This is a genomic window from Candidatus Thiothrix sulfatifontis (genome assembly GCA_022828425.1).
GTDB classification, from domain to species: domain Bacteria; phylum Pseudomonadota; class Gammaproteobacteria; order Thiotrichales; family Thiotrichaceae; genus Thiothrix; species Thiothrix sulfatifontis.
In genome coordinates, this window is the sequence record CP094685.1 from 2568375 (window position 1) to 2584045 (window position 15671).

Annotated in this window: 11 protein-coding genes; 7 read left to right on the top strand and 4 right to left on the bottom strand. The window is 52.6% G+C overall.

Annotated elements, in window-relative coordinates; translation table 11 throughout:
• Positions 1-12: 12 nt before the first annotated feature.
• The 4 genes from prpC to L3K52_12825 all read left to right on the top strand — a co-directional run bounded on the left by prpC (position 13) and on the right by L3K52_12825 (position 6989).
• Positions 13-1161 carry a 2-methylcitrate synthase gene (prpC, locus tag L3K52_12810; GenBank protein ID UOG91077.1) on the top strand — a complete coding sequence of 383 codons (1149 nt, stop codon included), beginning with the start codon at positions 13-15 and terminating at the stop codon, positions 1159-1161.
• A gap of 9 nt (positions 1162-1170) precedes the next feature.
• Positions 1171-3771, top strand: coding sequence for a Fe/S-dependent 2-methylisocitrate dehydratase AcnD (gene acnD, locus L3K52_12815; GenBank protein UOG91078.1), 2601 nt, complete (start codon positions 1171-1173; stop codon positions 3769-3771).
• Positions 3772-3899: 128 nt separating this feature from the next.
• Positions 3900-5078: a 2-methylaconitate cis-trans isomerase PrpF gene (prpF, locus tag L3K52_12820; protein UOG91079.1), complete on the top strand. Its 1179-nt coding sequence runs from the start codon at positions 3900-3902 to the stop codon at positions 5076-5078.
• Positions 5079-5099: 21 nt separating this feature from the next.
• A complete protein-coding gene (locus tag L3K52_12825; GenBank protein UOG91080.1) occupies positions 5100-6989 on the top strand; it encodes a propionyl-CoA synthetase in 1890 nt (629 codons plus the stop codon).
• Positions 6990-7010: 21 nt separating this feature from the next.
• On the opposite strand, the gene L3K52_12830 is transcribed toward L3K52_12825, so the two are convergent.
• Complete coding sequence (locus L3K52_12830; GenBank protein ID UOG91081.1) at positions 7011-8135, bottom strand: PDDEXK nuclease domain-containing protein; 1125 nt, start codon at positions 8133-8135, stop codon at positions 7011-7013.
• A gap of 149 nt (positions 8136-8284) precedes the next feature.
• Between L3K52_12830 and L3K52_12835 the strand changes: the two genes are divergently transcribed.
• The gene (locus L3K52_12835) at positions 8285-9799 is read left to right on the top strand and encodes a type I restriction-modification system subunit M (GenBank protein UOG91082.1); all 1515 of its coding nucleotides are present in this window, start codon (positions 8285-8287) and stop codon (positions 9797-9799) included.
• Positions 9796-10956 (top strand): restriction endonuclease subunit S, encoded by a 1161-nt coding sequence (locus L3K52_12840; protein UOG91083.1) that lies wholly within the window; start codon positions 9796-9798, stop codon positions 10954-10956. Before L3K52_12835 ends, L3K52_12840 begins: the two co-directional genes overlap by 4 nt.
• Positions 10957-10980: 24 nt before the next feature.
• Here the strand turns inward: L3K52_12840 and L3K52_12845 are convergent, their stop codons facing one another.
• From L3K52_12845 to L3K52_12855, 3 genes are all read right to left on the bottom strand, one after another.
• Positions 10981-11220: a DUF433 domain-containing protein gene (locus L3K52_12845; GenBank protein ID UOG91084.1), complete on the bottom strand. Its 240-nt coding sequence runs from the start codon at positions 11218-11220 to the stop codon at positions 10981-10983.
• A 210-nt stretch (positions 11221-11430) separates the two neighbouring features.
• Positions 11431-11619, bottom strand: coding sequence for a hypothetical protein (locus L3K52_12850; protein UOG91085.1), 189 nt, complete (start codon positions 11617-11619; stop codon positions 11431-11433).
• On the bottom strand, positions 11616-11942 hold the full coding sequence (locus L3K52_12855; protein UOG91086.1) for a UPF0175 family protein: 327 nt from the start codon (positions 11940-11942) through the stop codon (positions 11616-11618). Before L3K52_12855 ends, L3K52_12850 begins: the two co-directional genes overlap by 4 nt.
• Before the next feature lie 157 nt (positions 11943-12099).
• Between L3K52_12855 and L3K52_12860 the strand changes: the two genes are divergently transcribed.
• Complete coding sequence (locus tag L3K52_12860; GenBank protein UOG91087.1) at positions 12100-15639, top strand: DEAD/DEAH box helicase family protein; 3540 nt, start codon at positions 12100-12102, stop codon at positions 15637-15639.
• The last annotated feature ends 32 nt before the right edge of the window (positions 15640-15671 follow it).

Genomic DNA, 15671 nt, shown 5'->3' on the forward strand with positions numbered 1-15671 from the left:
AGAATAGAGAGTATGTCAGAGCAAATTTTACCTAAAGCAAAAAAATCCGTCGCCCTGTCCGGCACTGCCGCAGGCAATACCGCCATCTGTACTGTTGGTCGCACCGGCAATGACCTGCACTACCGTGGCTATGACATCCTCGACTTCGCCGAACAAGCCGAGTTTGAGGAAATTGCCCACCTGATCGTGCATGGCAAACTGCCAAATGCGTCTGAACTAAAAGCGTACAAGCGCAAGCTGAAATCACTGCGCGGCTTGCCGATGCCTGTCAAACAAGCCCTCGAAGCACTGCCACCCTCCACCCACCCGATGGATGTGATGCGTACTGGCTGTTCCGTGCTCGGCGCATGTATGCCAGAAAAAGAACATCACCCTGCCGCCGATGCCCGCAATATTATCGACCGTATGATGGCAAGTTTCGGTTCAATGCTGCTGTACTGGTATCACTACGCCATCAACGGCAAAGTGATCGAAGTCGAAACCGACGACGAAACCGTCGGCGGGCATTTCCTGCACCTGCTGCACGGCGAAACGCCTAGCGAATCGTGGGTACGGGCAATGCACACCTCGCTGATTCTGTACGCAGAGCACGAATTCAACGCCTCCACTTTCGCCGCCCGCGTCATTGCTGGCACAAATTCCGATATGTATTCCTGCATCACGGGTGCAATCGGCGCATTGCGTGGCCCCAAACACGGCGGCGCAAACGAAGAAGCACAACGCATCCAAACTCGCTACAACAGTGCCGACGCAGCCGAAGCCGACATTCGCGAGCGCGTTGCCCGCAAGGAAATCGTCATCGGTTTTGGGCATCCGGTATACACCATTGCTGACCCGCGCAACGAAGTCATCAAGCGTGTCGCCAAAGGGCTGGCACAAGAAAATGGTGACATGAAAATGTTCGACATCGCCGCACGGCTGGAAAGCACGATGTGGGAATTGAAAAAAATGTTCCCGAATCTGGACTGGTTCTCGGCGGTTTCCTACGGGCAAATGGGCGTGCCGACCGATATGTTTACGCCGATTTTCGTGATTTCCCGCGTGACGGGCTGGGGTGCGCATGTCATTGAACAGCGCGAAGACGGCAAGATCATTCGGCCTAGTGCGAATTATGTGGGGCCAGAAAATCTGGTGTTTGCGCCGTTGGCAGAGCGGGATTAAGAGATAACTATGAACACCGAATACCGTAAACCATTATGCGGCACGAACCTCGATTATTTCGACACCCGCGCCGCCATCGAAGCCATTCAACCGGGCAGCTACGAAACCCTGCCGTACACATCGCGTGTATTGGCAGAACAACTGGTACGCCGTTGCGAACCCGACATGCTGACTGACTCACTCAAGCAGCTCATCGAAGGCAAACAAGACCTCGATTTCCCGTGGTATCCCGCCCGCGTCGTCTGCCACGACATCCTCGGTCAAACCGCACTGGTAGACTTAGCAGGCCTGCGTGACGCAATCGCCGACCAAGGCGGCGACCCTGCGAAAGTAAACCCCGTCGTACCCACGCAATTAATTGTTGACCACTCGCTGGCAGTCGAATGCGGTGGTTTCGACCCCGATGCGTTCGCCAAAAACCGCGCCATCGAAGACCGCCGCAACGAAGACCGTTTCCACTTCATCGAGTGGACGAAAACTGCCTTCAAAAACGTGGACGTAATCCCCGCAGGCAATGGCATCATGCACCAGATCAACTTGGAGAAAATGTCTCCGGTGATTCAAGCGCGTGACGGCGTTGCATTCCCGGATACCTGCGTCGGCACTGACTCGCACACCCCACACGTTGACGCACTCGGCGTTATCGCCATCGGTGTCGGTGGTCTGGAAGCCGAAACCGTCATGTTGGGTCTGCCTTCCATGATGCGCCTGCCGGACATTATCGGCGTGAAACTGACTGGCAAACGTCAAGCGGGCATCACCGCCACCGACATCGTGCTGGCGATCACCGAATTCCTGCGCAAAGAACGGGTGGTGTCGGCTTGGCTGGAATTCTTCGGCGAAGGGGCGAAAAACCTCACCATCGGCGACCGTGCCACCATTTCCAATATGACCCCAGAATTCGGCGCGTCGGCGGGCATGTTCTACATCGACGAACAAACCATCGACTACCTGAAACTGACCGGGCGCGAACCTGAGCAAGTCGCACTGGTTGAAAACTACGCCAAAACCACAGGCTTGTGGGCAGACGCACTGGTGAACGCAAAATACCCGCGTGTACTGGAATTCGACCTGTCTACCGTGGTGCGTAACATGGCGGGGCCTTCCAACCCGCACCGTCGCTTGCCAACGTCTGACTTGGCGGAACGTGGTATTGCGGTGAATCTGGCAGCAGCACAAGCCGAAGAAGCTGAAGGCAAAATGCCGGATGGCGCGGTCATCATTGCCGCGATTACGTCTTGCACCAACACCTCCAACCCGCGCAACGTGGTTGCCGCCGCTTTGCTGGCACGCAATGCCAACAAGCTGGGTCTGGTACGCAAACCGTGGGTCAAAACCTCCTTCGCACCCGGTTCTAAAGTTGCCGAGCTGTACCTGAAAGAAGCGGGTTTACTGACGGAACTGGAACAACTGGGCTTCGGTATCGTCGGTTTCGCTTGCACCACCTGTAACGGTATGTCGGGCGCACTCGATCCGGTTATCCAACAAGAAATCATCGACCGCGACTTGTACGCGACCGCTGTATTGTCGGGCAACCGTAACTTCGATGGTCGTATCCACCCGTATGCCAAGCAAGCGTTCCTCGCATCCCCACCGTTGGTGGTGGCTTACGCGATTGCAGGCACAATCCGTTTCGACATCGAAAAAGATGTGCTGGGTACGGACAAAGATGGCAACCCCATCACGCTCAAAGACATCTGGCCTGCTGACGAAGAAATCGACGCCATCGTTGCTGCCAGCGTTAAGCCTGAACAGTTCAAGCAAATCTACATACCCATGTTTGATTTGGGTGTGATCGAACAGGCGAAAAGCCCGTTGTACGACTGGCGACCCATGTCCACCTACATCCGCCGCCCTCCGTATTGGGAAGGTGCATTGGCAGGTGAACGCACCTTGAAAGGAATGCTGCCGCTGGCTGTATTGCCCGACAATATCACCACTGACCACTTGTCGCCGTCCAATGCGATCATGCTGAACAGTGCGGCGGGTGAATACCTGCACAAAATGGGCTTGCCGGAAGAAGACTTCAACTCTTACGCCACCCACCGTGGCGACCACTTGACCGCACAACGCGCTACCTTCGCCAACCCCAAGCTGATCAATGAAATGGCAGTCGTGGATGGTCAAGTCAAGCAAGGTTCCTTAGCGCGTGTGGAGCCAGAAGGCCAAGTCATGCGGATGTGGGAAGCCATCGAAACCTACATGGAACGCAAGCAACCACTGATCATTATCGCGGGCGCGGACTACGGTCAAGGTTCAAGCCGTGACTGGGCGGCTAAGGGCGTTCGTTTGGCAGGTGTTGAAGCCATCGTTGCCGAAGGTTTCGAGCGCATCCACCGTACCAACTTGGTCGGTATGGGCGTATTACCGCTGGAATTCAAAGCGGGCGAAACGCGCAAGACTTACGCCATCGACGGCACAGAAAGCTATGACGTGGAAGGTGAGATTTCCCCGCGTGCAACGCTAACCGTGGTCATGCACCGCAGAAACGGCGAAACCGTGCGAATTCCTGTGACTTGCCGTCTGGATACCGCAGCGGAAGTTCGCGTGTACAACGCGGGCGGTGTGTTGCAACGTTTTGCGCAGGATTTTTTGGAAGGAGCGGCGTAAAGACCCTCACCCCCAGCCCCCTCTCCCAGAGGTAGAGGGGGAGCAAGATAATGACCTCTTCTCTTAGCCCCTCTACCTCTGGGAGAGGGGTTGGGGTGAGGGAAAACGATTAACAGGAAAGGATAATTATGTCCCACGTCCCACAAATCAAAATCCCCGCTACGTACATGCGTGGCGGCACATCCAAGGGTGTGTTTTTCAACCTGACCGACTTACCGGAAGTGGCACAAGTACCGGGTGCAGCGCGTGACGCAATCCTGTTGCGCGTGATCGGCAGTCCCGACCCTTACGGCAAGCAAACCGACGGCATGGGCGGCGCGACTTCCAGCACCAGCAAAACCGTGATTCTGGCGAAAAGCGAACAGCCCGACCATGACGTGGATTACCTGTTTGGGCAGGTTGCCATCGACAAAGCGTTCGTGGACTGGAGCGGCAACTGCGGCAATTTAACCGCAGCGGTTGGCTCTTTCGCCATCAATAATGGCTTGGTGGATGCCGAACGCGTCCCGCAAAACGGCATTGCCGTGGTACGCATCTGGCAGAAAAACATCCAGAAAACCATTATCGCTAACGTGCCAATGACCAATGGCGAAGTGCAGGAAACCGGCGATTTCGAGCTGGATGGCGTGACCTTCCCGGCGGCTGAAGTGCAGGTGGAATTCATCAGCCCGGTGGATGCCACTGACGCGATGTTCCCCACTGGCAATCTGGTGGATGAACTGGACGTGCCGGGTGTTGGCACATTCCAAGCCACCATGATCAATGCCGGTATCCCGACGGTGTTTTTGAACGCGGCAGACATTGGTTACACCGGCTGCGAATTGCAGGAAGCCATCAACGGCGACCCAAAAGCACTGGCGATGTTTGAAACCATCCGTGCTTACGGTGCGGTGAAAATGGGCTTGATTACGGACGTGGCGGAAGCGGCAGGTCGTCAGCACACGCCTAAAGTCGCGTTTGTGGGCAAACCAGAAGCTTACGTGTCATCCAGTGGCAAGCAGATCAAGGCGACTGACATTGATTTGAACGTTCGCGCCTTGTCGATGGGCAAATTGCACCACGCGATGATGGGTACGGCTGCGGTGGCGATTGGCACGGCAGCGGCGATTCCCGGCACATTGGTCAACCTCGCTGCGGGCGGTGGTGATCGCAGTGTTGTGACCTTCGGACACCCTTCCGGTACGTTGAAAGTGGGCGCAGCCGCTAACGCAACCAACGGTGACTGGAAAGTGGAAAAAGTCGTAATGAGCCGCAGTGCGCGGGTGTTGATGGAAGGCTGGGTACGCATTCCGGGCGATAGTTTTTAAGTTTGAGAGGAGGAGATTACAATGAGTTACCAAGCAGAATACGACCGCTCGATGAACGATCCAGAAGGTTTCTGGAAAGAGAAAGCCGATAATCTGAAGTGGTTCAAAGCCCCTGAGAAAATCCTGTCGCAAGACGAACACGGCATTTTCCATTGGTTTGCCGATGGTGAAATGAACACCGCGTACATGGCGCTGGATTACCACGTTGAAAACGGGCGTGGCGATCAAGTGGCGATCATTTACGACTCACCGGTTACTGATACCAAGAAAACCTACACCTATACCGAATTGCGCGATGCAGTCGCTAAAGCGGCGGGTATGTTGGCAGGTTTGGGCGTGGAAAAAGGCGACCGCGTTATCATTTACATGCCGATGATCCCTGAAGCGGTCATCAGCATGTTGGCAACGGCGCGTTTGGGTGCCATCCATTCCGTGGTGTTTGGTGGGTTTGCTGCACCGGAATTAGCACAGCGGATCGAAGACGCGCAACCGAAAGTGATGATTTCTGCCTCTTGCGGGATCGAAATCAAGCGCGTAATTGAGTACAAACCACTGCTCGACAAAGCGATTGATTTGTCTGCACACAAGCCGCAAAGCTGCATTATTTTCCAACGTCCGCAAGCCACTTCTCCGCTGATTGCAGGGCGTGACTACGAATGGGATGCGTTGATGGCAACGGCTACTCCGGCGGATTGCGTCCCCGTGAAAGGCACTGACCCGCTGTACATCCTCTACACGTCTGGCACGACTGGCAAGCCTAAGGGCGTGGTGCGTGAGAATGGTGGTCATGCGGTCGCGCTGAACTACAGTATGCAGGCGATTTACAACATGAACCCCGGCGATGTGTTCTGGGCTGCGTCTGACGTGGGCTGGGTAGTGGGTCACTCGTACATTGTGTACGCGCCGTTGCTGCGCGGTTGCACCACGATTGTGTACGAAGGCAAGCCAGTCATGACCCCGGATGCGGGTGCATTCTGGCGCATTACCGAAGAATACGGTGTGAAAGGCTTGTTCTCTGCCCCGACCGCGTTCCGTGCCATCAAGAAAGATGACCCGAATGCGGAGCTGATCAAGCAATACGATACCAGCAGCTTGCTGACCATCTTCTCGGCGGGTGAACGCCTTGATCCACCGACCCAAGAGTGGATGATGGAAAAAACCGGCAAGCCCGTGATTGACCATTGGTGGCAAACTGAAACGGGTTGGGGCATTACTGCCAACCTGCAAGGTGTTGAGCCAATGCCAGTCAAGCTGGGTTCTTCTACCATGCCGACCCCCGGTTTCAACGTACAGATTCTGGACGAAAACGGGCAGGTGTTGGGCAGAAATGAACAGGGTTACATTGCGCTGAAATTGCCATTGCCACCGAGCTGTTTGGCAATGATTTGGGGCGATGTGGAGAAGTTCAAACAGAGCTATCTGCAAACCTTTGATGGTTATTATGCCAGCGGCGACGGTGGCTACATTGACGAAGATGGCTATGTATTCGTCATGGGTCGTGTGGATGACGTGATGAACGTGGCGGGGCATCGTCTGTCTACTGGCGAGATGGAAGAAGTCGTGGGTGGGCATCCGTCTGTTGCCGAGTGCGCGGTTATTGCACGCGATGATGACCTGAAAGGGCAATTGCCAATGGGTCTGGTGGTGCTGAAAACGGGTGCGGACATCGACGAGGAAACCTTGTCGAAGGAACTGACGCAGATGATCCGCAGTGCGATTGGCGCAATTGCTTGCTACAAAGAAACGCACATTGTGAAGCGTTTGCCGAAAACCCGTTCGGGCAAAACCTTGCGCAAGAGCTTGCGCCAGATGGTGAATGGACAGCCGTATGTGGTGCCTTCCACCATTGATGACGTGACGATTATGCCGGAGATTGAGGCGTTGTTGCGGGAGAAGGGTGTGATCGCCTGATAACTTAAAAAGCCGCCTCTGTCATTTCAGAGGTGGCTTTGGCAAAGCCAACTTATCCAATTCACGGCGTAACTCTTGCTGCAACTGTTCTTCCGTGGGCAGATGCAGTTGATAGCGACTGGCGAAAATTTGCTGGTTATGATCACCCAATACATAGCGCACCACGGCATCATTTTTCTCGCTGCATAGAATCAAGCCAATCGTGGGGTTGTCATCGGCATTGGCAATGTCATGGTCATAATAATTCACGTAGAGCTGCATCTGCCCTAGGTCTGCGTGATTTAACTTGCCCAGTTTCAGGTCAATAACGACGTAACATTTCAGTTTGACGTGGTAAAACACCATATCGGGGTAGAAATGGTCGCCATCCAGCGTTAGGCGTACTTGCCGCCCGACAAAAGCAAAACCACTGCCCAGTTCCAGCAAGAAATCCTGCAATTGCGACAATAGGGCTTGCTCCAATTGGCTTTCCTGCCATTGGGAGGCTTCGGGCAAGTCGAGGAATTCCAGCACATACGGGTCTTTGATCACATCGAGTGGACGGGTAGCCAGCAAACCTTGATTCGCCAGTTGCATGACTCCTTCTTTGTCACGGCTTTTCAGCAGGCGGTCGAACAGTAGGGAGCTGATTTGACGTTCCAGTTGCCGCGCTGACCAGCCGTTACGGATGGTTTCAATTTCGTAAAACTGGCGGGCTTCTTGTCGCTCAATTTTCAGTAAGATGCGGTAGTGCGTCCATGACAGCCCGGTGTGGAGTTTTCCCGGTTGCCAATCCGCCTCCTGAACGGGTGTTGTGACTCCCACAGAAATAACACGCGCTGCGTGTTGAATCTCCATGAGGGTGGGGTAAGCGAGAAAAAATGCCCGCATGTATTGCAAGGCACTCACCGAAAATCCGCTGCCGTATTCGTCTGTCAGTTGTTGGGAGAGGGATTTCAACAGGGCTTTGCCATAGGTTGCCCGCTGTTCGCCGCCTTGTTCGGCTTCGACAATCTGTTTACCGATTAGCCAGTTGGCGCACACATGAGCCGAGTTGACGGAACGGATGGCTTGTTGGCGAGAAGCTTCCCAGATGTCACGGATACGCGCCATTAAGTCGGTGTCGGGGGTTGTTTCCGTTGGCATGGCGTGATTTTTTTTGTCCATTTTAAGCATCCATTGTGTTACTGGTTACTGGAAGAGTATACACGGCTCACCGACCTTTCCGTAAAGTTGCCGGAGCGTAGCCGCAGGGAACACGCTATAATCCGCACCCTCTCTTCATTTCGGCACAGGCCAACAAGGATGCTTACCCTATGATCACGGGCGAACTCAAATCCAAAATCGACAAAATCTGGGACACGATGTGGTCAGGCGGTATTTCCAACCCGCTGGTGGTGATTGAACAACTTACCTACCTGCTGTTTATCAAGCGGCTGGATGAGTTGCACACCCTCAAGGAAAAACAGGCTAACCGTACCCGCAAACCGCTGGAAAATCCGATTTTCAGTGAGGAACAAGCCGCGTTGCGCTGGTCGCGTTTCAAAGACATGAATGCTGATGTGATGTTCGCCACCGTGCGCGATCAGGTGTTTCCTTTCATCAAAACGCTGGGGCAGAACACGGCGGATGCAGAAGCCACGCAAAACACCTACAGCCAGCACATGAAGGATGCCATGTTTACCATGCCATCACCGCGTGTGTTGTCGAACGTGGTGGATCAGCTTGATAGCATCGACATGAGTGATGCCGATACCAAAGGCGATTTGTACGAATACATGCTGGGCAAAATTGCCAGTGCGGGGCAAAACGGGCAGTTCCGCACCCCGCGCCATATCATCAAGCTGATGGTGGATATGACCGCGCCTACGCCACAAGATGCGATTTGTGACCCAGCGTGTGGGACGGCGGGATTTCTGGTAGCGGCGGCGGAATATATGCAAGCGCATCACCGCACTGAGATTTACCGCGATGCGAACAGCACCAAACGTTACATCGAAGACACCTTTTTCGGCTTTGATTTTGATAACACCATGTTGCGGATTGGTAGCATGAATATGCTGCTGCATGGGGTGGATAACCCGGATATTCGTTATAAGGATTCACTGGCGGAACGCGGCGACAATGAAGGCGATGACAGCGAAACTTATTCGTTGATTCTGGCGAATCCGCCGTTTGCGGGCAGTCTGGATTATGAATCCACTGCGAAAGATTTACAGCGGATGGTGAAAACCAAAAAGACCGAATTGCTGTTTATTGCGTTGTTTTTGCGGCTGTTGCAAACCGGCGGGCGGGCGGCGGTGATTGTGCCGGATGGCGTGCTGTTTGGTTCGAGTAATGCGCATAAGGCATTGCGGGAAATGATTGTGGAAAAGCACAAGCTGGATGGGATTGTGTCGATGCCGTCGGGAGTGTTTAAGCCGTATGCGGGGGTCTCGACCGCGATTTTATTCTTTACCAAAACCAACAAAGGCGGCACGGATAAGGTTTGGTTTTACGATATGCAGGCGGATGGGTTCTCGCTGGATGACAAGCGCAATCCGCAGCCGGACAAGTCCGATTTGCCGGATATTTTACAGCGGTGGAAGAATGTTCCCTTCGACTCCGCTCAGGGAACGGGGGAAGCATTGCGTCTGCGCACCGATAAAAGTTTCTTCGTTCCCAAGGCAGAAATCGCCGCGAATGACTACGACCTGTCGATCAACCGCTACAAAGAAGTGAAACACGAAAAAGTCACGTATGACGCGCCGAAAATAATACTCGAACGCTTGGCAAAACTCGAAGAAGAAATTACCAAGGGTCAAAAGACACTGAGGGAGCTAATCGGATGAAGTTGCATAGTGTTCCTTTAGAAGATTTGTCTGTAAAACGAGGTGGTTCTGTAAATCCAGAAAAATTTCCAGATGAAACATTTGAGCTATTTAGCATTCCAGCATTTGACACTGGCAAAGCAGAAGTATGTAAAGGAAAAGAAATAGGGTCTGCAAAAAAGTGTGTTGAGCCTAATGATGTCTTATTATCAAGAATTGTCCCTCATATCCGTAGAAGCTGGGTAGTTGGAGAGTCACTTGGCTATCGTCAAATAGCATCCGGGGAATGGATACAATTTAGAAGTGATAATGTATTTCCTCAATACTTGAAATACTTTCTTATTTCCGACCCTTTCCATAAACTTTTCATGAGTACTGTTTCAGGCGTTGGTGGTTCGCTACTAAGAGCAAGACCCTCAGAAGTATATAAAATTGAAATCCCGCTCCCGCCTCTCCCCGAACAAAAACGCATCGCCGCTATTCTCGATGCTGCCGATGCTTTGCGTACTCAACGCCGCCAGTCCATTGCGGAACTGGATTTGCTGCTGCAATCGACGTTTTTGGAAATGTTTGGCGATCCGGTGGAGAATCCGAAGGGGTGGGATGTTGTCAAAATTGAGGATGTTACTCAAAGTCGACTAGGAAAAATGCTCGATAAAGGGAAAGAGTCCAGTGATGAACAATATCCTTATTTAGCTAATTTTAATGTTCAATGGGGGAAGATTGAGCTAAGTGAACTACGCTGCATGAATTTTAATAAATTAGATCGAGAAGAATTCAGCCTTTGCAATGGAGATTTATTGATTTGTGAAGGCGGAGAGGTAGGTCGTGCTGCAATATGGCGACAAGAAGGTAAAGAGATTTTTTTCCAAAAGGCACTGCATCGAGTTAGAGTTAATAAGTCACTAACCACACCTGAATACATCCAGCGATATTTTTGGAGTATGGCAAAAAATGGAGGATTTGATTCTTTCGCGAACTCAGCAACAATTCCTCACCTTACCGGTGTCAAATTGAAGAACCTACCTTTACCACTTCCCCCATTGGATAAACAGGAAAAATTCGCAGAAATAGTCGAATCCATCGAAGCACAAAAAGAGCGGTTACAAGCACATTTAACCGAACTAGATACCCTCTTCGCCTCACTCCAACAACGCGCATTCAACGGCGAACTGTGACCACCGCCTTCGACTCCGCTCAGGCTACGGAGTCGCGCCCGTTGGCTGAGCGTAGTCGAAGCCAATTGCAAGGCACGCGGGAATATCCTCAGCTTCCAAGGATGGATGCTGGCGCAAAATCTCGCTGACGCTTTCCCCTGCACTCAAGTAGTCCAATATGGTATGTACCGTAATCCGCTTGCCACGGATGGTTGGCTTGCCATTGCACACATCAGGGTCAATGCTTACCCTGCCGTAAAGGTAACGAACGTTTTCCAGTGTCATATTCTGTACTCCTGCTATCTGATACCCAGATTGTAACACAAGCGAGGATAACGCAATGTTCCCTTCGATTACGCTCAGGCTACGGAGTCGCGCCCGTTGGCTGAGCGGAGTCGAAGGCAGTCGAAGCCAACCAAAAACTAACCTTCGTCCGCCAATAGTTTCGCCTGCTGAATCAACGCAGGCGCAAGGCGGTAATCGTGTGCGAGCATATTATCCAACAGGCTGCTGATTTCTGGGATCAGCCCCGCCTGCTTTGCTTTGAGCAATAATGTGCGTACTGGGCAGCAAAGCCCACAATACGATGCGTATTTCCGTGTAAAGCTGATGCAATAGCGGTAAATGATTGAGTTTGGCAAGAATCACCAGCGGCCCCGTATCCGCAACGATCAATAGGCTCATAGGCTCGCAACCCGCAATTCATCTTCCAATTCTTCTGGCGGATAATCAACCACAGCAATACCCATACGGCTCAGGTGTTCACTGAACAATACATAAGGCATTCCGGCAATTTTGGCTGCTTTGCCTAAAGAGAGGATACCTTCCTTGAACAGGTATTCCGCTAACGCAACTTTAATGCCGCTATCCAGTAGCGCGGCGGTAAAGGGCAAAGCCACCAAAATGGGTTCACCACGTTTGGTAATCAAAGAAGCTCGCCCCGCTTCCGCTTCGCGGCTTAACTCCCCACTCTTTTCACGCAAGTCACGGATGGAAAAGGTTTGCATGGCTGATAACTCCCGTTTTTATGTTACCCATTATGGTAGCACATCCGAATCTTGCCAACCCAAAACAGTGCTGGCTCCCTCAGAGCAATCTTTCATCTAAGCGAATAAGTGGTATTATCTGCCCATCATTCATTTTGCTTGCTGTCAGGGCTATCACATGAGCAACTTCGCCTTTCTGCCGAATCAGTTTCAAGACTTCAAACAAGCGGCACAAAAAGCCGAAAGCCACATCCACGGCGACCCACGCGCCGCCTGTTTCCATGCGCGTTTCGCCCTCGAAGCCGCTGTGCATTGGCTTTACCGCTACGACAACACCCTGCGGATGCCCTACGACCACTCGCTCAATAGCCTGTTACACGAGCCGGATTTTCAAAACCTACTTCCACAGCAACTCTTTCACAAAGCAAAGGCAATCCAACGCATTGGCAACCAAGCCGTGCATAACCCCGCGCCCGTCCGCCCACTCGACGCGCTGCAAATGGTCAAAGAATTGCACCATATCGCCTACTGGCTGACCCGCAACTACACGCGCCCCCTACCGCCCAGCATCGACTGGGATGATGCACTCGTCCCGCGCCCCCTTTCCCCCGATGCGGTTGTGCCACGCAAGCAACTCGAAGCACTGGAAAAACAGCTTGCCACCGAAAGTGAAAAAGCCCTCAAACAACAGCAAGCCGCCGATGCGCTCAATCAAGAGCTGCAAACCCTGCGCCAGCAACTCGCCGACCTGCACCAACAAGCCGCGCAACAAACCGATACCCACGACTATTCCGAAGCCGAAACCCGCACTTACCTGATCGACGTGGAAATTCACCGCGCCGGATGGTCGCTAAACCAAAAGCGCGACCGTGAATATAAAGTGGTAGGTATGGCTTCGACTACGCTCAGCCAACGCGAAGACCGTTACCTGCCAGCAGGCACAACCCGTTCCCTGAGCGTAGCCGAAGGGAATCAAGGCTTAGGCTACGCTGACTATGTATTGTGGGGTGACGACGGCAAACCTTTGGCAGTGATTGAAGCCAAACGCACCACCGCTGACCCTGCAAAAGGGCAACAGCAAGCCAAGCTCTACGCCGATTGTTTGGAGCAAATGCACGGTCAACGCCCGATCATTTACTACACCAACGGTTATGACACATGGCTATGGGATGACACCCAATACCCGCCGCGTCAGGTCAGTGGTTTCTACAATAAAGCTGCTCTGAGCAGCCTGATCTTACGCCGCAGCAACCGCCAGCCACTCGATACCAAGCTGGTGAATGCAGAAATTGCCGGGCGTTATTACCAAAAACGCGCCATTGGTAGCATCTGTAAACAATTTTCCCAGTCACGCCGTAAAGCCTTGCTGGTCATGGCAACCGGCACAGGCAAAACCCGCACCGCGATTGCGCTGGTCGACGCGTTACAACGTGCCAACTGGATCAAACGTGTGCTGTTTCTGGCAGACCGCGTATCACTGGTGAAACAGACCGCCAATGCCTTCAAAAAGCACTTGCCCGATTCCAGCCCTGTCAATCTGGTCACAGAAAAAGACACCGAAGGGCGCGTGTACGTTTGCACCTACCCCACCATGATGGGGCTGATTAACGAAACCCAAGGCAAGAGTGGCGAGGCACGTTTCGGGGTGGGCTATTTCGACCTGATTATCATCGACGAAGCCCACCGCTCGGTGTATCAGAAATACCGTTCCATTTTCAGCTACTTCGATAGCCTGCTGGTCGGTTTGACCGCCACCCCGCGTGAACAGGTGGATAAAAATACCTATGAACTGTTCGAGTTGGAACCGGGTGTGCCGACTGATGCGTATGAACTGGAAAAGGCGATACGGGACGAGTTTTTAGTGCGCCCCAAAGTGGAACAAGTGAATCTGCGTTTCCCGCGTGACGGCATTGATTACGACTCGCTGTCAGATGAAGAAAAAGAAGAATGGGAGAGCACCGACTGGGGCGATAATGCGGATGGCAGTGAGCGTATGCCCAAAAAAGTGAATGCCACCGCCATTAATCAGTGGCTATTCAATATCGACACCGCCGACAAGGTACTCAAACACCTGATGGAGCATGGGCATAAAGTCGCAGGCGGTGATCGTCTCGGTAAGACCATTATTTTTGCCCGTTCCCACAAACACGCGCAATTCATTGAGTCACGCTTCAATCACCACTACCCCGAACACGCAGGCCATTTTGCCCGCATTATCGACAATGAAGTGAAATACGCCCAAAGCCTGATTGACGATTTCTCGGTGGTAGATAAAGCCCCGCACATTGCCATTTCGGTGGATATGCTCGACACCGGGATTGATGTGCCGGAAGTGCTGAATCTGGTGTTTTTCAAACCCGTTTACTCACGCATTAAATTCTGGCAAATGATCGGACGTGGTACGCGCCTATGCCCGGATGTATTCGCGCCGGGTGAAGACAAACAGGATTTCCGCATTTTTGATTTCTGTTTCAATTTCGATTTCTTCCGCGAAAAACCGCAAGGCATTGAAGCGGGGACCAGTGCTTCATTAGGTTCACGCCTGTTTCAAACGCGGGTGCAATTGCTGGCGGCATTGCAGGCTGCGGCTGGTTCTGAAGTTGGCTTCGACTACGCTCAGCCAACGGAGAAGGGTCGTTCCCTGAGCGGAGTCGAAGGGAACATCGCCGAAGGGAACACCTCGCTGCTCAATACCTTGAAAAATGGGCTATTCAATGCCGTTGCTGCCATGAACCGCGATAATTTCATCGTGCGCCAACATACCCGTGCGGTAGAGCGTTTTCAGGAACGTGCCAATTGGGACAAACTCAGCGAGGAAGATTGCCAAACCTTGCACCAACAACTGGCGCAGTTACCTTTCCAGCCAGAAGCCGATGACGTTGAATCACGCATGTTCGATCTCAACGTATTGCGGATGCAAGTCGCCCTGCTGCAAGGCGATGCCCGAACCTTTGAAACCCATCGCCGCAAAGTGTTGGACATTGCCGCACGACTGGAAGAAAAAACCAATATCCCCGCTGTCAAAACACAAATCAGCTATTTGCAAGCCTTGCAGGAACCAACGTTTTGGGAAGGTACTAACGCTGACATTCTCGAAGATTTGCGCTTGCGCCTACGTGCGCTCGTGCCATTCATTGACAAACGAGAGCGCAAGATTGTCTACACCAACTTCAAAGACGAGATTCTGGACATCAAAAAGGATGCGCCCTTTGACATGCCGAAAATGACCAGTACCCAGTACGATAAAAAGGTCAAAGATTACTTGCGCTCCCATCTGGATAGCCTTGTGATTCATCGGTTACGCACCAACAAGGCACTGACTGAAACCGATTTGCAAGGCTTGGCAACCACCTTGATCCAAATTGGTGAAGATGAAGGGAATGCCTTATTTTCGGATTTATTAGCCCGCCATGAAGCCCCTTCGCTCCCGCATTTCGTGCGTAGTATGGTGGGAATGGATCACAGCGCAGCACACGAAGCCTTTTCACAATTCCTGCATGACAAAAGCCTGACCCCAGCACAAATACGCTTCATTGAAATGATCATCGAACAACTGACCGCTCGCGGGATTATGGAAGCCAGCGCACTGTATGAAGCACCCTTTACCAGCTTACACTCAGGCGGCCCCGATGCACTGTTTGCGGGTAAGGATAACGTGATCGACGGCTTGTTTGATGCGCTGGAGAATACCACCCCAAAAATTCAGAAAGCTGCTTAAGAATCAAACTCCACACAAGAAACTAGCCCCGC

Bases quoted from the DNA above. Each gene is read 5' to 3' on its own strand.
- L3K52_12835 (UOG91082.1), top strand. From the start codon at position 8,285: ATGATCACGGGCGAACTCAAATCCAAAATCGACAAAATCTGGGACACG.
- L3K52_12860 (UOG91087.1), top strand. From the start codon at position 12,100: ATGAGCAACTTCGCCTTTCTGCCGAATCAGTTTCAAGACTTCAAACAA.
- L3K52_12825 (UOG91080.1), top strand. From the start codon at position 5,100: ATGAGTTACCAAGCAGAATACGACCGCTCGATGAACGATCCAGAAGGT.
- L3K52_12840 (UOG91083.1), top strand. From the start codon at position 9,796: ATGAAGTTGCATAGTGTTCCTTTAGAAGATTTGTCTGTAAAACGAGGT.
- L3K52_12845 (UOG91084.1), bottom strand. From the start codon at position 11,220: ATGACACTGGAAAACGTTCGTTACCTTTACGGCAGGGTAAGCATTGAC.
- L3K52_12855 (UOG91086.1), bottom strand. From the start codon at position 11,942: ATGCAAACCTTTTCCATCCGTGACTTGCGTGAAAAGAGTGGGGAGTTA.
- prpC (UOG91077.1), top strand. From the start codon at position 13: ATGTCAGAGCAAATTTTACCTAAAGCAAAAAAATCCGTCGCCCTGTCC.
- prpF (UOG91079.1), top strand. From the start codon at position 3,900: ATGTCCCACGTCCCACAAATCAAAATCCCCGCTACGTACATGCGTGGC.
- L3K52_12850 (UOG91085.1), bottom strand. From the start codon at position 11,619: ATGAGCCTATTGATCGTTGCGGATACGGGGCCGCTGGTGATTCTTGCC.
- acnD (UOG91078.1), top strand. From the start codon at position 1,171: ATGAACACCGAATACCGTAAACCATTATGCGGCACGAACCTCGATTAT.
- L3K52_12830 (UOG91081.1), bottom strand. From the start codon at position 8,135: ATGGACAAAAAAAATCACGCCATGCCAACGGAAACAACCCCCGACACC.